The organism is Massilia aerilata (assembly GCF_042656905.1).
Classification (GTDB): Bacteria; Pseudomonadota; Gammaproteobacteria; order Burkholderiales; family Burkholderiaceae_D; genus Telluria; species Telluria aerilata.
In genome coordinates, this window is sequence record NZ_JBHSMZ010000004.1 from 88,283 (window position 1) to 108,188 (window position 19,906).

Below are 19,906 nucleotides of genomic sequence, written 5' to 3' on the forward strand. Positions count from 1 at the left end.
ACCGGGACTAAGAGGCTCAGGCCGCCGGCTTGTTGATCGCCATGATGAAGTAACGGGCCAGTTCGGCGGTACCTTCCTTGCCGCCGACACCTTTCAGGGTGCTGATGGCCTGCGACTTCTTGCCGGCCACGGCATAGGCTTCGCCCAGGTGCAGCTTGGCTTCGTCCGGATACTTCAGGTTGCCGGCCTTGATGGCGGCTTCCATCATCTTCAGGCCCTTGTCGCTCTGGCCCGACTGGACCAGTGCGTAGCCCAGGGTCGCCAGGCCGTCGTTGTCGCCGGCCTTGACCAGATCGGCTTCGTCGGCAGCCAGGCCCTTGTTCTGCTCGGCCAGGTTCTTCTCGGCCAGGTCCTTCAGGCGCTGGTGACGGGCGGCATCCGGGCCGGTGCCGAGGGCGCCTGCCTTGTAACCCTTGTCGATGACCTTGATGGCTTCGGCCGGGGCCTTGGCTTGCAGGACGAGCTGGCCCATTTCCATGTACTCGCTCGGCTTCTTCATCAGGTTGTTGGCCAGCTTCAGGCGCCAGACGTCAACCGACAGGCGGCTGGAGAAGCCAGGCTTGCCCTGTACGCGGTTCAGCAGGTCGGTCCAGTACTGGGCCTTCGGATAGTTGGCGGCCAGCTTCTCGATGGTGTTGACGTAGCCTGCCTTGTCGTTCTTCTTCAGCTGGATATTGGCCAGCATGCCCAGCATGTCTTCGTTCATCGAGCCGCGCTTTTCGGCGTTGCGCAGTTCGTTCTCGAGCGCGGTGACGTTGCCCTGCTTGTAGTAGTTCTGCAGCAGGTAGGCGCGCAGTTTCGGATCGTCGTGCTCTTTCAGCTGCTTCTCGATCGCGGCGTTCGCCTTGCCGAGGTCGCCTGCGCGCATGTAGATGCCGATCAGGCCTTCCGAGAACTGGGCCTTTTCCTGGCCCGACAGCTTGCCCGAACCGATCAGGTATTCGAAGGACTTGGCAGCCGTGTCGTAATCGCCGGCAGCCGATGCGGCGCCTGCGCGGGTACGTTCGATCAGGTAAGTTTCATTCGCGGACTTGCCGCTGACGCTGTCGAGTTGACGCAGCTTGGCCAGGGCATCCTTGTTCTTGCCCGACTTCATCAGCTGCTGCGCTTCCTGCAGTGGCTTGCCGACTTCCGGACGGAGGGTTTCTGCCGCGTAGGCAGGGGCCAGGCCAACCACCGGGGCGGCGGCGGTGAAACCGAGGGCGGCCAGTGCGAGGCCGAGGTGTGCGAGGCGGAACTTGGACATTATCGGAATTCTTTCATTCAAAATAGACACGGCAGGGAATCCCTGCCGTGTTCATTATAGCCAAAGCTAATTACTGGAACTGTTCGTTACCGACCATACCGATCTTGGTCACGCCCAGACGCTGAGCCGAAGCCATCACGCCAGCCACAACCTTGTATTCGACCAGTTTGTTCGGGCGCAGGTGCACTTCCGGCTGATCAGCTTGGGCCGCCACGGTGGACAGCTTCGATTCAAGAGTGGCGCGATCGGGGACGGGGACGTTATCCCAGAGGATAGTGCCGTCGAAGTCCACGTCGATCGTGATCACTACGGGTTCCTTGGTCGGCGGCGGCGGATTGCCAACCGGCATGTTCAAGTTAACCGAGTGATTTTGCTTCGGAATGGTGATGATCATCATGATGATCAGCACCAGCATGACGTCAATCAGCGGCGTCATGTTCATTTCCATCATCGGTTCCGGATCTGCTCCTTTAGCTCCGGAAGAACCAACGCTCATAGACATGGTGTTTCCTTTCAAATCTTGGGGATCCGCCCGATGCCGGCAATGCAGGCATCGAGCGGAAGGGTTGGGCCTTTGTCAGGTTTAACCCTTATCAGGCGGCTCAGTGATGAAACCGACCTTCTGAACCCCGGCACGCTGGGCCGTGTACAGCACCTTGCCGATGAATTCGTAGCGGGTAGCTTGGTCGCCACGAATCTTCACTTCCGGTTGCGGGACCTTCACCGATTCCTTGCTCAGGAAATCGAACAGTTCATCGGTGTTGGCCAGGCGCTTCTGGTTCCAGTACATTTCGCCATCTTTGTTGACGACAATGTTCACGTCTTCCGGCGTGGTTTTAACAACCTGGTTGGCCTCGATCGGCAGGCTAATCTTCTGCAGGTGGAGGACGACCGGGCTGGTGATCAGGAAGATGATCAGGAGAACCAACATGATGTCCACGAGGGGCGTCGTGTTGATCTCCGACATCACGGTATCTTCATCTCCGCTATCGGAGCCGACACTCATCGACATGGTTTAACCAACCTTTTTAGTACCAGCTGCGCGGGCAGCTTCCGAGGTGTGCATGGCGCCCGAGATCAGGACCGAGTGCACGTCGGCGCTGAACGAACGGACGTCTTCCATTGCGGTCTTGTTACGACGGACCAGCCAGTTGTAGCCCAGAACGGCCGGGACTGCAACGAACAGACCGAATGCGGTCATGATCAGTGCTTCACCCACCGGACCTGCAACCTTGTCGATCGAGGCGTTACCCGACATACCGATACCGATCAGCGCGTTGTAAATACCCCAGACGGTACCGAACAGACCGATGAACGGTGCGGTCGAGCCGACGGTTGCCAGGAACGACAGGCCATCTTGCAGACGCGACTGGACTTTGTCCACGGCGCGCTGGATCTGCATGGTGGTCCAGGTCGACAGGTCGATCTGCTCGAGCAGGGCGCCGTCGTGGTGCTGGGTTGCCTTGGTGCCGGTTTCAGCGATGAAACGGAACGGCGAGCCATTCGACAGTTGAGCCGAGCCAGCAGCGATCGACGGTGCTTTCCAGAACTTCTGGTTGGTTTCTTTCGACTGCTTGAAGATCTTCATCTGGTCCAGCAGCTTGGTGATGATGATGTACCACGAACCCATCGACATCAGGGCCAGGATGATCAGGGTGCCGCGCGACACGACGCCGCCAGCCCAGACGGCTTCGAAGCCGTACGGGTTCTCGACTTCTTCGGTCTTGCCAGCTGCCGGAGCGGCTGCTGCCGGTGCTGCAGCGTCGGCTGCCGGAGCGGCTGCAGGTGCAGCTGCGTCAGCGGCCGGGGCGCTTGCCGCTGCCGATGCCGGGGCGTCGGCGAAGGCCGGTGCCGACACCAGTGCCGAAGCGGCCGTAACCGAGAACAGGACAGCCGCCAGCAGAGCGGACAAACGGGTATTCTTAAACATGCTTCCTCCAAAAATTTAAAATGAACTGTTCGCTGAACAGATGACAACGAAAATCACAGTTTGAGACGATCCTACTGCCTCGGGTTAGTCCAGCGTCCAGACGTACTGCACAGGCTGCGAGGATTCTACCGCTTGGCCGTTCTCAGTTGCCGCTTTGAATCGGCATTTGCTCAAGGCTGCCATTGCGGCCTTGTCCAGGTCTCGGAAGCCACTCGATTTCTGAATCGAAGCTCCCTGCACCGAACCGTCTGATGCGATCTTGAACAGGATGGTCGAGACACCTGTTTCTTCGTTACGCAGCGACGATTTCGGGTACTCCGGTTTCGAACACGTATTGAAATCCACCACTGCTGCCGTGCGGGCCGGGCCTTTCGGTGCGGCCGGTGCCGGCGGCGCCGTAGGTGCTGGCGGCGTGCGGTTGAGTTCAGTGGTCGCAGGCTTGGCCTGCGTCGTGTTAGCGATCACATTCTGCTGCGGCGGCGGCGTCTGCACCTGCACTTCAACCGGCGGGATGAATGGAGGCGGCGGGGCCTTCATTTCCGGCGGCGGAGGCGGGGGCGGCGTTTCCGGCGGTGGCGGCGGTTTCACGTCTTCGACAATCTTGGTTTCCACTGCCTCGGCCATCTTGGTGACCATTCGCTTGCCGAGACCAGTAACGATCCCGTAAGCAACGATCAGGTGCAAGACGATGACAATGGCGATACCAGTGACGTTTTTCCCGGGGTTCTTCTCGTGCGAAAAATTCATCCTGCTTTCTCCAATACCAACCTTTTTTGTTGCTACTTAAACCCACAAAACACGACAAAAAGCTCAGAGCCGCATCCGGGACATCGGCGAATTATACCTACGAATTCTTTTTTGCACATACATTTTTATACCTTCAAAGAGGGGCTAACTGCCTGTAAAACCAAGCAAACAAGCTCATCAGTTATGAGGGTCCGTAGGGTGCATGATGCGGAATGTAGTTAGTTTATTTGCAACATTGACGATAACCCTTTCTTGATGTGTGGAAGATGAGGCTGGTTTACGCATTTCGCCAAATTTTTGATGCTGATTTTGCCGGTTGGCAAATATCATATTATCGATTCGTGGCGTTTCTGCAAACTATAGCCAGATTCATCAAGGTGGGGCGTACTGTTGAAACGACTTCCCCCTTGTGGTAGGGGGATCAGTCATAAGAGGCACTTATGTGCAGACGCCTCTTTGATATGGCTCAGCAGCCACGGAGAAAAATTCTTGCGTTGACACAGAAAAAAAGCCTGCTCTTAAAGAGCAGGCCTGGGGGCGCGGCGCGGCAAGCGCTATTAATAGCGGGCACGCTTCTCGCGGCGGCATTCGAGGCTGCTGACCACGCGGCCGGAGGGGTCCACCGTTTCAAGGCGGACGTCGAAGCCCCAGAGCCGGGCCACGTGCTTGAGCACTTCATGCGCCTGCTGGTTCAGCGGACGGCGCTGGAACTGGGTATGGCGCAGGGTCAGGGCGCGGTCGTCGCGGGTGTTGACCTGCCAGACCTGGATATTCGGCTCGCGGTTGCCCAGGTTGTACTGCTCGGCCAGTTGCTGGCGCACGTAGCGGTAGCCCTGCTCGTCGTGGATGGCCGAAATCGTCAGCTTGTCGCTGCGGTCGTCGTCCAGCACCGCAAAGAAGTGGAAGTCGCGGATCAGCTTGGGCGACAGATACTGGGCCACGAAGCTCTCGTCCTTGAAATTGCGCATCGCAAAGTCGAGGGTCTTGATCCAGTCACTGCCGGCAATGTCCGGGAACCAGGCGCGGTCCTCATCGGTCGGGTCTTCGCAGATGCGCTTGATGTCGGTCATCATCGCAAAGCCGAGCGCGTAGGGATTGATCCCATTGTAATAAGGGCTGGTGGCCGCCGGCTGGAAGACCACGTTGGTATGGCTCTGCAGGAACTCGAGCATGAAGCCGTCGCCGACGATCCCCTCTTTATATAGTTCCTGCAGGATAGTGTAGTGCCAGAAGGTGGCCCAGCCCTCGTTCATGACCTGGGTCTGGCGCTGCGGGTAGAAGTATTGGGAGATCTTGCGCGTGATGCGCACCAGCTCGCGCTGCCAGGGTTCCAGCAGCGGGGCGTACTTCTCGATGAAGTAGAGCAGGTTTTCCTCGGGCTCGGGCGGGAAGCGCATCGGGCTGGCATCGCGCTGGGCCTCTTCGCGGCGCGGCAGGGTGCGCCAGATCTCATTCACCTGCGACTGCGCGTATTCCTCTCGTTCTTTCTGGCGGTTCTGTTCCTGGGCGACCGACAGCTTGGCCGGGCGCTTGTAGCGGTCCACGCCATAGTTCTGGATCGCATGGCAGGAATCGAGCAGTTCCTCGACGGCGTCGATGCCGTGCCGCTGCTCGCACTCGGCAATATAGTTCTTGGCAAAGACCATGTAGTCGACGATGGCGTCGGCATCGGTCCAGGTGCGGAACAGGTAATTGCCCTTGAAGAAGGAGTTGTGGCCGTAGGCCGCGTGCGCGATTACCAGGGCCTGCATCGTCAGGCTGTTTTCCTCCATCAGGTAGGCGATGCAGGGATTGGAGTTGATCACGATCTCGTAGGCCAGTCCCATCTGGCCGCGGCGGTAGCTCTTTTCCGTGCTCAGGAAATGCTTGCCGAAGGACCAGTGGTTGTACGAGACCGGCATGCCTACCGAGGTGTAGGCATCCATCATTTGTTCGGCGGTGATGATTTCGAGCTGGTTGGGATAGGTGTCCAGGCCGAACTTCCTGGCCACCCGGCGGATTTCCTCATGCGCCTGCTCGATCAGGTCGAAGGTCCACTCCGACTGGTCAGGCAAGGCGCGCGGGTTTTTTGGATCTCTTGGCATGAGCGGGCCTCGTCTACTTGGGCTGCTTCTTGAACAATTCGCGGAATACCGGATAGATGTCGGCCGGCGTCACGATCTTCTGCATCGCGAAGTTCGCATGCGTGGTCGCGACCTCGGAATACTGCTCCCACAGGTTTTGCGGAGGGCCGTCCGTGATCTCGACATAGGTGTAGTACTGCACCCGCGGCATGATGGCATTGGTCAGGATCTGTTTGCACAGGACCGAATCGTTGTCCCAGTTGTCGCCGTCGGAGGCCTGGGCCACGTAGCTGTTCCAGTCGCCACTGCTGTAGCGCTCGCTGATCACCTTGCTCAGCAGATACAGCGCCGAGGACACCACGGTGCCGCCCGATTCGCGCGAGTGGAAGAAGTCGTTCTCGTCGACCTCGGCCGCAGCGGTGTGGTGGCGGATGAAGACCACGTCGATCTTCTCGTACACGCGCTTGAGGAAGAGGTAGAGCAGGATGAAGAAGCGCTTGGCGGTGTCCTTGCGGCTCTCGTCCATGGAGCCGGAGACGTCCATGATGCAGAACATCACGGCCGCGGTCGAAGGCTTCGGGATCTTGATCCGGTTGCTGTAGCGCAGGTCGATCGGGTCGATGAAGGGAATCGCCAGCAGCCGCGTGTGCAGGGCGTGGATCTTGTGCTTCAGTTCGAGCACGCGCGGGTCGTCGGGATCAAAGCCGAGCGCCTTGATTTCTTCGAGCTCTTCTTCGAGTTTCGCCAGGGTTTTCTTGCTGGGGCCGCCGACCGCGATGCGCCGGCCGAGCGCGCCGCGCAGCGAGCGCAGCACGTGGATGTTCGAGGGCGTACCGGAGATGTTGTAGCCGGCGCGCTGGTTCTTGAATTCGACGACCTGGGTCAGCTGGGTCTTGACCATGTTCGGCAGTTCGAGGTCCTCGAAGAAGTAATTCATGAATTCTTCGCGGCTCAGTTCGAAGATGAAGTCATCCTCGGTGGTCTGCTCGCTGTTGCCGGCACGGCCGCGGCCGCTGCCGCCACCGCCGCCGCGCGGACGGTTGATCTGGTCGCCTTTCTGGTATTCGGTGTTGCCGGGATTGACGACTTCCCAGACACCCCCATGGGCGTGTCCGAAATGCGGCTCGCTCACGTCCTTGACGGGAATCGAGACCTTTTCGCCATTTTCGATGTCGGTGATCGAGCGACCCTTGATCGCCCGGCCGACCGCATCCTTGATCTGCGCCTTGTAGCGGCGCAAGAAGCGTTCGCGGTTGACCGCAGACTTGTTCTTGCCCTGCAAGCGTCGGTCGATGAGGTAAGTCAAAACAGGCCTCCTGCTCAAATTCGCGGCGGGCCGGGATCACACCGGTACCCTATATTAACGCGCCGCGCGTCAACGTGGTTGGCGTCCCGGATTTTGGTGGGATAAAGCCTACGGGCGGGCCAGAAATCGGCCCGCCCAACCACGCACCTGGTGTCGCGTCAGGCCCTTACGACGATTTACGAACCCGCAGATACCACTCGCACAACAAACGAACCTGTTTTGGCGTATAGCCCTTTTCCACCATGCGTGCCACGAAGTCGGCGTGCTTGGTCGCGTCTTCCGTGCTGGCCTTTGCATTGAACGAAATGACGGGCAGGAGTTCCTCGGTATTCGAGAACATTTTTTTCTCGATCACAGTGCGGAACTTTTCGTAGCTCGTCCAGGCCGGATTCTTGCCGCCATTCGTCGCACGGGCGCGCAGCGCGAAGTTGACGATTTCGTTTCGGAAATCCTTCGGGTTCGAGATGCCGGCCGGCTTCTCGATCTTCTCGAGTTCGGCGTTCAGCGATTCGCGGTCGAAGCTCTCGCCGGTGTCCGGATCGCGGAACTCCTGGTCCTGGATCCAGAAGTCGGCAAAGGTCACGTAGCGGTCGAAGATGTTCTGGCCGTACTCGGAATAGCTTTCCAGGTAGGCGGTCTGGATTTCCTTGCCGATGAAGTCGACGTAGCGCTGCGCCAGGTGTTCCTTGATATAGGACATGTAGCGCTGCTCGGTCTCGCCGGCGAACTGCTCGCGCTCGATCTGCTGTTCGAGCACGTAGAGCAGGTGTACCGGGTTCGCCGCCACCTCGGTGTTGTCGAAGTTGAAGACCTTGGACAGGATCTTGAACGCGAAGCGCGTCGACAGGCCGTTCATGCCTTCGTCCACGCCGGCGTAGTCGACGTATTCGTGCATCGACTTCGCCTTCGGATCGGTGTCCTTCAGGTTCTCGCCGTCGTACACCAGCATCTTCGAATAGATGCTGGAGTTTTCCGGGTCCTTCAGGCGCGACAGGATCGCGAACTGCGACATCATGCGCAGCGTGCCCGGGGCGCAGGGCGCCTTGTCGAGCGAGGAGTTGCGCAGCAGCTTGTCGTAGATCTTGATCTCGTCGGAGACGCGCAGGCAGTAGGGCACCTTGACGATGTAGATACGGTCGAGGAAAGCCTCGTTGTTGCGGTTGTTGCGGAAGGTCTTCCACTCGGATTCGTTCGAGTGCGCCAGGATGATGCCTTCGAAGGGAATCGCGCCGAAGCCTTCGGTGCCCTTGTAGTTACCTTCCTGGGTCGCGGTCAGCAGCGGGTGCAGGACCTTGATCGGGGCCTTGAACATCTCGACGAATTCCATCAGGCCCTGGTTGGCCAGGCACAGGCCGCCGGAGTAGCTGTAGGCGTCCGGATCGTCCTGGGAATAATCCTCGAGCTTGCGGATGTCGACCTTGCCGACCAGCGAGGAAATGTCCTGGTTGTTCTCGTCGCCCGGTTCCGTCTTGGCGATCGCGATCTGCTTGAGGATGGACGGGTAGCGCTTCACCACGCGGAACTTGTTGATGTCGCCGCCAAACTCGTGCAGGCGCTTGACCGCCCACGGGCTCGGCACGTTGCGCAAGTAGCGGCGCGGGATGCCGTAGTCTTCTTCGAGGATGGCGCCATCCTCTTCTTCGCTGAACAGGCCGAGCGGCGATTCGTTCACCGGCGAACCCTTGATCGCGTAGAAGGGAATGTGCTCCATCAGGTGCTTGAGCTTTTCGGCGATCGACGATTTGCCGCCGCCCACCGGACCCAGAAGATATAGGATCTGCTTGCGTTCTTCCAGGCCCTGGGCCGCGTGGCGGAAATAGGAAACGACCTGTTCGATCACTTCCTCCATCCCGTAGAACTCGCGGAAGGCGGGATAAATCTTGATGACCTTGTTGGCGAAGATGCGCGACAGGCGCGGGTCGAGGCGGGTATCGACCAGGGTGGGGTCGCCGATGGCGGCCAGCATGCGCTCCGGAGCGCTGGCGTAAGTCAGGGGATCCTTCTTGCACAGTTGGAGATACTCCGTCAGGGAGTATTCCTCTTCCCGGGTACGCTCATAGCGGGCTGCGTAGTTATCAAAAATGGTCATGTGAATGTCCTCTAATGTGCTAACACTGATCACTGTCGCGGCAGCCGATGAAAGACGGCTGTCCAGGCCCCGGTCCCGGCATCGAAGCCGTGGGGTCGCCGTTCTGCATTCGAGAGGTCAGGCCATGCGGCATGACGTGGAAGCGGAGGGCGATTTTCTTGTTCTCATCCGGTATGGCCACCGGCTTGTTAGCGCCCGCTGAGAGCGTCTTCTTACGCTTATGAAATTTATTATGTGCCTATTAGTTCCCGAAGTCAAAACAGTGTCGTGCGCTGTATGGTGTCGGCAATAAGCCTATGAAAATAAAGAAAAAAAAGCCATTCTGACGAGCCTGCCGATATAGTCTTTACACCGTTTTTCGGCGCTTTGGCGAGGTCATGTTTGGCGGGGCTTTTGACCCCGGTTGACGACGTCATGTTTATCAAAAGGTAAGTAGATATTGCACCAACTTGCTAAGCAGTGGCGCACGTGTATCGTGCCGTCTTTCCATGAAATTCTAGAGTGAAATGACCCCCGGCGGCGCATGCGCTACACTTTCCTTTCGAGGCGTTGATCGCCGGTCCAACGTGGAGATTCCCGATGCTGAATGAAGAGCTGCGCCGCACCCTGACGGCGATGCCGAAGGCAGAATTGCACATCCATATCGAGGGCTCTTTGGAACCCGAGCTGATTTTTGAGCTAGCGCAAAGGAACGGTGTTTCCCTGCCTTACCCCTCGGTGGAAGCGTTGCGGCAGGCGTACGCCTTCAGCGATCTGCAATCCTTCCTCGATATTTATTATGCTGGCGCCAGCGTGCTGCTCACCGAGCAGGATTTCTACGACATGACCGCGGCCTACCTGCAACGCGCGGCGGCGGACAACGTGCGCCACGCCGAGCTCTTCTTCGACCCGCAGACCCATACCGCGCGCGGCATCGCCATCGAGACCGTCATCAACGGGATCTGGCGCGCCTGCCAGGACAGCCCCGTGAGCGCGAGCCTGATCCTGTGCTTCCTGCGCCACCTGTCGGAGGAAGAGGCGATTGCCACCCTCGAAGATGCGATTCCCTACCGCGACAAGTTCATCGGCGTGGGCCTGGATTCGTCCGAGGTCGGCCACCCGCCGGAAAAATTCGCGCGCGTGTTCGAGCGCGCCCGCAATCTCGGCCTGCACCTGGTGGCGCATGCGGGCGAGGAGGGGCCGCCCGCTTATATCGAGAGCGCGCTGGACGTGCTGAACGTGGAGCGCATCGACCACGGCGTGCGCTGCCTCGAGGACCCGGCGCTGGTGGCGCGCCTGGTGCGCGAGCACATGGCGCTGACGGTGTGCCCGCTGTCGAACATCAAGCTGCGCGTATTCGACGTGATGGGCCAGCACAACCTGCGCCGCCTGCTCGACGCCGGCCTGGCCGTCACCGTCAACTCCGACGATCCGGCCTACTTCGGCGGCTACGTCAACGATAATTACCTGGCCGCGTTCGAAGCGCTGCCGCTGGACGCCTCGCATGCGCGCCAGCTGGCGCGCAACAGCTTCAACGCAGCCTTCCTCGAGCCCGAGCAGAAGCGCGCCTGGCTGGCCGAAGTCGACCGTTTTTTTAGTGAGATTCAATAAATGCTGATGCAATCCCTGCGCATGACCGCGCGCGACTGGCGCGCCGGCGAGCTGCGCTTCCTGCTGGTGGCCCTGGTGGTCGCGGTGTCGGCCCTGACCGCGGTCGGCTTCTTCGTCGACCGCATGCGCGCTGGCCTGAACCGCGACGCCCACCAGCTGCTCGGCGCCGACCTGCTGATCAACGCCGACCAGCCGCTGCGCCAGGACTGGCGCGACGAAGCCGTGAAGCGCGGCCTGCTGCTGGCCGATACCGTCACCTTCCCCAGCATGGCGCAGGCAGGCGAGGGCGATGCTTCGCAGGCCGTGCTGGCCTCGGTGAAGGCGGTGTCGCCGACCTATCCGCTGCGGGGACAGCTGAAAATTACGACCAGCGCCGACGACGCCAGCGAAGCGCTGGGCGACGCCACCCATGACACGCCGGCGCCTGGCACGGTCTGGGTCGACGTCAACCTGCTGCCGGCGCTGAAGGCAAAGCTCGGCAGCGTGATCCAGCTGGGCGACAAAAGCTTCAGGATCGATCGCCTGATCGCCTCCGAACCCGATCGCGGCGCTTCGTTCTCGAACTTCGCCCCGCGCGTGATGCTGCCCATGGCCGACCTGAAGGCCACCGGCCTGGTCGACAACTACGCCCGCATCACCTGGCGCATGCAGGTGGCGGCCAGGTCGCCGAACGACCGCGCGACCGTGGCGGGCTATGAACAATGGCTGCGCGAGCGGATGGCGGCCGACAATGTCAAAGGCGTGCGCATCGAGACCCTGGAAAACGGCCGACCCGAGATGCGTTCGACCCTCGACCGCGCCGAACGCTTCCTGGCCCTGGTCGGCCTGCTGTCGGCGATGCTGGCGGCCGTCGCGGTCGCGATGGCGGCGCGGCGCTTCATGCAGCGTCACCTGGATTCGGTGGCCATGCTGCGCTGCCTGGGCATGACGCAGAACGAGGCCGGCGTGCTGTTCCTGATCGAGTTCGCGCTGGTCGGCCTGGCGGGCAGCGTGCTGGGCGTGCTGGTCGGTTTCGGCGCGCACTTCGTGCTGCTCGAACTGATCGGCAAGCTGATTCCGACCGAGCTGCCGCCGGTATCGCTGCTGCCGGCGCTGCAGGGCGTCGCCACCGGCATGCTGCTGCTGGTCGGCTTTGCGCTGCCGCCCGTGCTCCAGCTGCGCAACGTGCCGCACAACCGCGTGATCCGCCGCGAGCAGGCGGCGCCGCAGCCGATGGCGCTGGCCACCTACGGCCTCGGCACCGCGGTGTTCATCGGCCTGCTGCTGTGGCAGGCCGGCGATTTGAAACTGGCGTTGCTGACCGCCGGCGGCTTCCTCGGCGGCCTGGCCGTGTTCGCACTGGTCGGCTGGCTGGCGCTGCTGGGCCTGCGCAGCCTGCGCGGCGTGTCGAAGAACCAGGGCTGGCGCTTCGCCATCACCTCGCTGCAGCGCCGTCCCGGCGCGACCGTGGTGCAGATCGTCTCGCTGTCGCTGGGCCTGATGGCGCTGCTGGTGCTGACCGTGGTGCGCGGCGACCTGATGGAAGCCTGGCGCGTCGCTACCCCGGCCGATGCGCCGAACCGCTTCATCATCAACATCCAGCCCGACCAGAAAACGGGCGTGGAAAAGAGCATCCGCGAGGCCGGCGTCGACGATCCGATGCTGTACCCGATGATCCGCGGCCGCCTGGTGGCGGTGAATGGCAACCCGGTCACCGCCGGCACCTATACCGATGAACGCGCGAAGGCGCTGTCGGACCGCGAATTCAATCTCTCCAGCGTCACGGACCTGCCGGAAGCGAACGACATCGTCGCCGGCCAGTGGTACCGCGACGCGCCCGGCGTGGCGGAAGCCTCGGTCGAGCAGGGCATCGCGCAGACCCTGCGCCTGAAGCTCGGCGACACCATGCGCTTCGACATGGGCGGCCTGCTGGTGGACGCGAAGATCACCAGCCTGCGCAAGCTCGAATGGGGCTCGATGCGCGCCAACTTCTTCGTCATCATCAACCCGGCCGCGATGCGTGACGCGCCGACTACCTACATGACCGCCTTCCACCTGCCTGCGCGCGGCGTCGGGCTGGCGAATGCGCTCACGCGGCAGTTCCCGAACCTGACCGTGATCGATGTCAGCGGCATCATCCGCCAGCTGCAGGACGTGCTCGACCAGGTCGTGACCGCGGTCGAGTTCCTGTTCCTGTTCACGCTGGCCTCCGGCGTGCTGGTGCTGTACGCGGCGCTGATGGGATCGACGTCCGAGCGCACCCGCGAAGCCGGCCTGCTGCGCGCGCTGGGCGCCACCCGCGGCCAGCTGGCCAGCGCGCAGCGGATCGAATTCGTGCTGGTGGGCGGCCTGTCCGGCCTGCTGGCGGCGAGCGGCGCGGCGGCCCTGGGCTGGGCGCTGGCCGAGTACCAGTTCAAGTTTCCGTGGCACTTCGAGCCGCAGGTCTGGGCGGCCGGACTGCTGGTGGGCGCCGCGTGCGCGCTGGTCGGCGGCTGGCTGGGCTTGCGGAATGTGTTGCGGCAGCCGCCGCTGCAGACGCTGCGCGAGGCCTGAGATAAAATGGGAAGATGCAAGAACCTCAGAACACCCAACAAGACGCCGGTCAGGAACAGGACGAGCGCACCGCGTATGAACTGATCGGCGGCGAAAGCCGCCTGCGCGAACTGGTCGACCGCTTCTACGACATCATGCAGCTGGAGGCCGACTTTGCCGGCATCCACGCCATGCACCCGGTGCCCAATGACAGCTCGCGCGAAAAGCTGTTCATGTTCCTGTCCGGCTGGCTGGGCGGGCCGAACCTGTTCATCGAAAAGCACGGCCACCCGATGCTGCGCGCGCGCCACCTGCCGTTCGCGATCGGCACCACGGAGCGCGACCAGTGGCTGCGCTGCATGGCGATGGCGCTCGAAGACCTCGGCTACGACTACGACCTGCGCCTGCGTCTGATGGGCGCGTTCTACCAGACCGCCGACTGGATGCGTAACCGTCCCCACTGACACGATATGTCCACCATCGAGTTCATCGTTCTCGCGATTGGCCTGCTGGCCGTGCTCGGCCTTCAATTCGCCTTGTTTGCGCGCGCGCGCCGCACGGACGGTTCCGCCCACGCCTTCGAACGCCTGGAGCGCGAGCTGCGCCACGAACTGCAGGCCAGCGCCCAGTCCACGCGCCAGGAAATGGCGAACCACCTGGCGCAGAACCAGGCCGCCACCGCCCAGCAGCTGGAGGCGATGCGCCAGCAGATCCAGCTGCAGTCCGCCGGCGGGCGCGAAGAGCAGGCGCGCACCCTGAAGCGCTTTGCCGACAGCATGAACAGCGCGCTCGGGAATCTGACGGAGTCGAACGCCCAGCGCATGCTGGAAGTGCGCGCCACGCTCGAGACCAAGATCCGCGACCTGCAGAACGACAATGCGCGCCGCCTCGAAGAAATGCGCCAGACCGTCGACGAGAAGCTGCACGCGACGCTGGAGACGCGCCTGACCGAATCCTTCCGCCAGGTGTCCGACCGCCTCGAGCGCGTGCACCAGGGCCTGGGCGAGATGCAGCAGCTGGCCGTCGGCGTGGGCGACCTGAAGCGCGTGCTGACCAACGTGAAGACGCGCGGCACCTGGGGCGAGGTCCAGCTCGAGATACTGCTCGAGCAGGTGCTGACCGTCGACCAGTACGCCAAGAACGTCGAGACCGTGGCCGGCACCAACGCCCGCGTCGAATTCGCGATCAAGCTGCCGGGCACGGTCGAGGGCGGCCCGCCGCTGTGGCTCCCCATCGACGCCAAGTTCCCGAAGGAGCAATACGAGCGCCTGGTCGAAGCGGTCGACAGCGCCGACGCCGACGGCGTCCTGCGCTTTGGCGCCGAGCTGGAACGCGCGGTGCGCAACGAGGCGAAAACCATCTGCGAAAAATACGTCTCGCCGCCGCAGACCACCGACTTCGCGGTCCTGTTCCTGCCCACCGAGGGACTCTACGCCGAAGTGATGCGCCGCCCCGGCCTGGCCGACGACCTGCAGCGCACGCTGCGCGTGACCATCGCCGGCCCGTCCACGCTGGCGGCGCTGCTGAACAGCCTGCAGATGGGCTTCCGCACGCTGGCGCTGGAAAAGCGCTCGTCCGAAGTGTGGCAGGTGCTGGGCGCGGTGAAGACCGAGTTCGGCAAGTTCGGCGACGTGCTGGCCGCGACCAAGACCACCCTGGAGCGCGCGGCCAAGAATATCGAGAATGCCGAGGTGCGCAGCCGGCAGATGGCGCGCAAGTTGAAGTCGGTGGAAGCGCTGCCGAGCGAGGCGGCGCAGTTGATGCTGGGGGCGGCTGCCGGCGACGGCGACGATCCGGCTTGATCAATCGCCGCCGTAATCGCCTGTCGTCGGTATCAACGTGGCGCCGCACGTCGTTTTGTGGCCCTCGTGTGCAACCGGGATACCGCCACTGGCCGCAGCCGCGGCGCTTCGCCTGCGCCATGAACGGCTTCGGCGTCGAGCGCGAGCGCTGGCACGAGCACGAAGAATTCCGTCGGCGCGTGCTGGCGGAATTCACGAAGATTCCCGAATATCTGAAGCAGGACTTCCTGCGCGAGGTCGATCTCGACGGCGTTTAAATCAAGCCCTCGAACATCAGCACATCCACCATCTCCCCCGCCTGCACGCCACCCTGCTCATCGTGCAGCACCACCATGCAGTTCGCCTCCGACATCGAGCGCAAAATGCCCGAGCCCTGCGAGCCCGTGATCTTCACTTCGGGCAGCCCATCCGCCCCGCGCGAGAGCAGGCCGCGCTGGTACTCGGTGCGGCCCGGCTTCTTGCGGATGGCGCCGACCGATCGGGCGCGCAGCAAAGGCAGCGGCGCCTCCGCCCCCATCATGCGCAGCAGCGCCTCGCGCGCGAAGAAGTAGAAGGACACCATCACCGCCACCGGATTGCCCGGCAGCCCGAACAGGAATGCACTTTTCCCCCCGGAGGCGATGCGGCCGAAGGCCAGCGGGCGGCCCGGGCGCATGCCGATCTTCCAGAAGGTGACGTCGCCGAGGCGCGCCATGATCTGCCTGGTGTAGTCGGCCGCGCCGACCGAGACGCCGCCCGAGGTGATGATGGCGTCGGCGTTCTCGCATGCCTCGCGCAGCGCCGCTTCCAGCGCGGCCGGGTCGTCGCGCACCACGCCCATGTCGACGATGTCGCAGCCCAGGCGCTGCAGCATGCCGTAGATGGTGTAGCGGTTGCTGTCGTAGACGCAGCCTTCGTCGAGCGGCTGGCCGATCGAGCGCAGCTCGTCGCCGGTCGAGAAGAAGGCGACGCGCAGGCGGCGCTGCACCGGCACCTCGGCCACGCCCAGCGACGCCAGCAGGCCCAGGTCGGCCGGGCGGATGATCTTCCCTTTGCATAGCGCGGCGCTGCCGGCTTTCAGGTCTTCGCCGGCAAAGCGGCGGTTGTCGCCGGGACGGATCGTGCCGGGGGCCATGACGATGACGCCGTCCTCTTCACGAACGAATTCCTGCGGCGCCACGCTGTCGCAGCCGGCCGGCATCACGCCGCCGGTCATGATGCGCACGCATTCGCCTTGCGCCGGCACGGCGGAAGAAGCATGTCCCGCATACACGGTATCGATCACCCGCAGGCGCGTGTCAAAGTCGAGCGACAGGTCCGAACCGCGCAGCGCATAGCCATCCATCGCCGAGTTGTCGTGGGCCGGCACGTTGATCGGCGAGACGATGTCGGCCGCCAGCACGCGTCCCAGCGCGGAGCGCAGCGCCACCTGTTCGGTCGCGCGCACCGGCGCGACGAAATCGCGGATGATCTTCTGGGCGTCGCGCACCGGCAGGGCGTCCGGGTCATAGGCGGAGAGGCAGCTGACCACATCGGCCAGTCTGGGCGGCCGCGCAGGATCGAGTCCGCGCAGCTCGTCCAGGGTATTGATGTTGCGGAAGGCGGCGGCATCCTCGAACAGCACCTCGGCCACCTTGATCTGCGGGTACCAGCCATCCATGCGCCGGCCGCCGGCGGCCAGATACGCCGACAATACGTCGGCCTTGTCGGCCTTCACCAGGCAGAACACCGGATGCGGCTGGCGCAGGCCATGTTCCTCGGTGACGGCCAGGGCGAGATCGGCGTCGGCGGCCATCAATCCAGCCGACAGGCGCGCGGCCAGATCCAATGGCAGGAAAGGCGAATCGCATGGCACAGTCAATAAATACGGCGTGCCGCAGCGGCGCAGTCCCGCTTCCAGTCCGGCCAGCGGACCGGCAAAGCCCGGGGTATCGTCCGGCCATACCGGCACGCCAAAGGCGCCGTAGGCGTCCAGGTTCTGGTTGGCGTTGATGGCCACGCTCGCCACTTGCGGGCGCAGGCGCTCCAGCACATGCGCCGCCATGGTCGCGCCGCCGAAGGGTTGCAGGCCTTTGTCGACGCTGCCCATGCGCGTGCCGCGTCCGCCGGCCAGGACCAGGCCGCTGATCGATGCTGTATTCATTTGTTTTAACCACCGATGTAAGACATTTCGATTTTCTTCGCAGAGCCGCCGCGCGTCAGGCCTTCCGTGTTGATGGTGCGGGTCTCGGAATAGCGGTCGGCGCGCCGGCTCCACAGCTGGGCGATGCTCGATGCGATCTCGAGGTCGCCGCGGCCTTCGCGCAGCAGGGCGCGCAGGTCGTGGCCGCGGGTCGCGAACAGGCAGGTGTACAGCTTGCCTTCGGTGGACAGGCGGATGCGCGAGCAGTCGTGGCAGAAGGCCTGGGTCACGCTCGAGATCATGCCGACCTCGCCGGCGCCGTCCGCGTAACGCCAGCGTGACGCGGTCTCACCTGGATAGTTGGCGCCGATGGGCGTCAAAGGCATCTCGGCCGAAATCCGCCGCACCACCTCGCTGGACGGGATCACCTCATCCATGTTCCAGCCGTTCGAGGCGCCCACGTCCATGTATTCGATGAAGCGCAGGATGGTCGGTGAACCCTTGAAGTGGCGCGCCATCGGCAGGATCTGGCCGTCGTTCATGCCGCCCTTGACCACCATGTTGACCTTGACCGGGCCGAGGCCCACGGCATGCGCGGCGTCGATGCCGTTCAGGACGTCCGAGACCGCGAAGTCGACGTCGTTCATGCGCTTGAAGATGGCGTCGTCGATGGCGTCGAGCGAGACCGTGACGCGATCCAGGCCGGCATCCTTCAGGCTGCGCGCCTTGCGCGCCAGCAGCGAGCCGTTGGTCGTGAGGGTCAGGTCGAGCGGCCGGCCGGAGGGCGTCTGCAGTTCGCGCAGTTGCGCGACCAGGCGCTCCAGGTCCTTGCGCAGCAGCGGTTCGCCGCCGGTCAGGCGGATCTTCTCGACGCCGTGGGCGACGAACAGGCGCGCCACCCGCGTGATCTCTTCGAAGCTGAGCAGCGAGGAATGCGGCAGGTAGGCGTAGTTCTTGTCGAAGACTTCCTTCGGCATGCAGTAGACGCAGCGGAAGTTGCAGCGGTCCGTGACCGAGATGCGCAGGTCGTGCAGCGGCCGGCCGAGGGCGTCGGCCAGCAGCCCGGTCGGCGCCTGCAGGTCCGCCGGAATCGGCATCGCCGGGGAGCGGGCGTCGCCGAGCATGATGATTTTTTCAGACATGCCAATACGATAGCACGCCGCCAGCCAGCGCACAGGCGAGGATCAGCGGGATGGTGCCGAGCTTGTAGCGCAGCAGCGCGACGGTGGCGATGGCGCCGATCGCGATCGCCTGCCAGTGCGGCTTGCCGCCAGCCAGGAAGACCTGGCCGCCGAAGAACACGGCCAGGCTCGCGATCACGCCCACCACCGCCGCCGAGATCGCGGTCAGCGGCGCCGTCATGCGCACATTGCCGCGCGTGGACTCGACCAGCGGCCCGCCGGCCAGGATGAACACGAAGGAGGGCAGGAAGGTGAACAGGCCGGCCACCGCCGCCCCCGCCGCGCCGGCGAGGAACAGGGCATCCGGGCCGAACAGCGCATGGCTCCAGCCGCCGACGAAGCCGACGAAAGCGACGATCATGATCAGGGGGCCGGGCGTGGTCTCTCCCAGCGCCAGGCCATCGATCATCTGGCCCGCGCTGAGCCAGCCGTAATGGCCGACGGCGCCCTGCACGACGTAGGGCAGCACGGCATAGGCGCCGCCGAAACTCATCAGCGCGGCCTTGGTGAAGAACCAGCCCATCCGGGCCAGCGCGCTCGCGGAGCCGTACAGCGCCGCCAGCAGCAGCCAGGCCGCCAGCCCGATGCCGATGCCGGCCAGCGCCACGCGGGCAAGGCCGGCCCAGCTGAAGCGGGCATGCGGTGGCGTGGGCGTATCGTCGTCGATCAGCGCCGGGCCCCAGGATTTTTTGGTCGCCGCGTGTGCTGCGCCAAGCTCGAACAGCCGCGGCCGCAGCCGTCCACCGGCGAATCCGGCCAGCGCCGCGCCCAGCACGATCAGCGGGAAGGGCAGGTCCAGCACGGCGATCGAAACGAAGGCGCAGGCGGCGATCGCGGCCAGCAGGCCGTTGCGGATCGTGCGGCTGCCGATGCGCCAGGCCGCGCCCAGCACGATGGCGACCACCGCCGGCTTGATACCGCTCATGATCCCGGCGATGGCAGGCAGGTGGCCGTAAGCCAGGTAGATCCAGGACAGCGCAATCAGGATGATCAGCGACGGCAGCACGAACAGCACCCCGGCCACGATGCCGCCGGGCGTCCGATGCAGCAGCCAGCCGATGTAGACGGCCAGCTGGGTCGCCTCCGGTCCCGGCAGCAGCATGCAGTAGTTGAGCGCGTGCAGGAAGCGCTGCTCCGAAATCCAGCGCCGCCGCTCGACCAGCTCGGCGTGCATCATCGCGATCTGGCCGGCCGGGCCGCCGAAGCTGATGAAGCCGAGTTTGAGCCAGTAGCGCAGGGCGGTGCGGAAGGGGAGGGTGGGGGGCACTTCTATATAGATGAGCTCAGGGATTGCTCATATTACATTAGCTAAGCTTTAAACCGTCGTCGCCGCCTGCGCG

16 protein-coding genes are annotated in these 19,906 nt (G+C 63.4%); 5 read left to right on the plus strand and 11 right to left on the minus strand.

Annotated features, from left to right (window positions below; translation table 11 throughout):
* Window positions 1-16: 16 nt before the first annotated feature.
* From ACFPO9_RS05080 to ACFPO9_RS05115, 8 genes are all read right to left on the minus strand, one after another.
* On the minus strand, window positions 17-1,246 hold the full coding sequence (locus ACFPO9_RS05080) for a tetratricopeptide repeat protein (protein WP_379768019.1): 1,230 nt from the start codon (window positions 1,244-1,246) through the stop codon (window positions 17-19).
* Window positions 1,247-1,316: 70 nt separating this feature from the next.
* On the minus strand, window positions 1,317-1,748 hold the full coding sequence (locus tag ACFPO9_RS05085; RefSeq protein WP_379768021.1) for an ExbD/TolR family protein: 432 nt from the start codon (window positions 1,746-1,748) through the stop codon (window positions 1,317-1,319).
* 81 nt (window positions 1,749-1,829) lie between these two features.
* Complete coding sequence (locus tag ACFPO9_RS05090; protein ID WP_379768024.1) at window positions 1,830-2,258, minus strand: ExbD/TolR family protein; 429 nt, start codon at window positions 2,256-2,258, stop codon at window positions 1,830-1,832.
* Window positions 2,259-2,261: 3 nt separating this feature from the next.
* On the minus strand, window positions 2,262-3,176 hold the full coding sequence (locus tag ACFPO9_RS05095) for a MotA/TolQ/ExbB proton channel family protein (RefSeq protein ID WP_379768027.1): 915 nt from the start codon (window positions 3,174-3,176) through the stop codon (window positions 2,262-2,264).
* Between the two features lie 84 nt (window positions 3,177-3,260).
* Window positions 3,261-3,923, minus strand: coding sequence for an energy transducer TonB (locus ACFPO9_RS05100; protein ID WP_379768030.1), 663 nt, complete (start codon window positions 3,921-3,923; stop codon window positions 3,261-3,263).
* A 557-nt stretch (window positions 3,924-4,480) separates the two neighbouring features.
* Complete coding sequence (locus ACFPO9_RS05105) at window positions 4,481-6,007, minus strand: SpoVR family protein (RefSeq protein ID WP_379768033.1); 1,527 nt, start codon at window positions 6,005-6,007, stop codon at window positions 4,481-4,483.
* Window positions 6,008-6,020: 13 nt separating this feature from the next.
* Window positions 6,021-7,292, minus strand: a complete 1,272-nt coding sequence (locus tag ACFPO9_RS05110) for a YeaH/YhbH family protein (protein ID WP_379768036.1) — start codon at window positions 7,290-7,292, stop codon at window positions 6,021-6,023.
* Between the two features lie 166 nt (window positions 7,293-7,458).
* Window positions 7,459-9,381, minus strand: coding sequence for a PrkA family serine protein kinase (locus ACFPO9_RS05115; protein ID WP_379768039.1), 1,923 nt, complete (start codon window positions 9,379-9,381; stop codon window positions 7,459-7,461).
* A gap of 579 nt (window positions 9,382-9,960) precedes the next feature.
* Here ACFPO9_RS05115 and ACFPO9_RS05120 point away from each other — a divergent pair.
* The 5 genes from ACFPO9_RS05120 (at window position 9,961) to ACFPO9_RS05140 (ending at window position 15,541) form a co-directional block, all read left to right on the plus strand.
* Window positions 9,961-10,971, plus strand: a complete 1,011-nt coding sequence (locus ACFPO9_RS05120; RefSeq protein WP_379768042.1) for an adenosine deaminase — start codon at window positions 9,961-9,963, stop codon at window positions 10,969-10,971.
* Window positions 10,972-13,503, plus strand: coding sequence for an ABC transporter permease (locus ACFPO9_RS05125; protein WP_379768045.1), 2,532 nt, complete (start codon window positions 10,972-10,974; stop codon window positions 13,501-13,503).
* 14 nt (window positions 13,504-13,517) lie between these two features.
* Window positions 13,518-13,946: a group II truncated hemoglobin gene (locus ACFPO9_RS05130; protein WP_379768048.1), complete on the plus strand. Its 429-nt coding sequence runs from the start codon at window positions 13,518-13,520 to the stop codon at window positions 13,944-13,946.
* A 6-nt stretch (window positions 13,947-13,952) separates the two neighbouring features.
* Complete coding sequence (locus ACFPO9_RS05135; protein WP_379768050.1) at window positions 13,953-15,284, plus strand: DNA recombination protein RmuC; 1,332 nt, start codon at window positions 13,953-13,955, stop codon at window positions 15,282-15,284.
* A 68-nt stretch (window positions 15,285-15,352) separates the two neighbouring features.
* Window positions 15,353-15,541, plus strand: coding sequence for a hypothetical protein (locus tag ACFPO9_RS05140; protein WP_379768053.1), 189 nt, complete (start codon window positions 15,353-15,355; stop codon window positions 15,539-15,541).
* On the opposite strand, the gene moeA is transcribed toward ACFPO9_RS05140, so the two are convergent.
* The 3 genes from moeA to chrA are packed head-to-tail and all read right to left on the minus strand — an operon-like array spanning window position 15,538 to window position 19,833.
* Entirely contained in the window at window positions 15,538-17,406 is a 1,869-nt protein-coding gene (moeA, locus tag ACFPO9_RS05145) for a molybdopterin molybdotransferase MoeA (protein ID WP_379768056.1), read from the minus strand. The genes ACFPO9_RS05140 and moeA overlap by 4 nt on opposite strands.
* A gap of 5 nt (window positions 17,407-17,411) precedes the next feature.
* A complete protein-coding gene (gene moaA / locus ACFPO9_RS05150; protein ID WP_379768059.1) occupies window positions 17,412-18,527 on the minus strand; it encodes a GTP 3',8-cyclase MoaA in 1,116 nt (371 codons plus the stop codon).
* The gene (gene chrA / locus ACFPO9_RS05155) at window positions 18,520-19,833 is read right to left on the minus strand and encodes a chromate efflux transporter (RefSeq protein WP_379768062.1); all 1,314 of its coding nucleotides are present in this window, start codon (window positions 19,831-19,833) and stop codon (window positions 18,520-18,522) included. The genes moaA and chrA overlap by 8 nt, the downstream gene beginning before the upstream one ends.
* Window positions 19,834-19,906 lie beyond the last annotated feature (73 nt).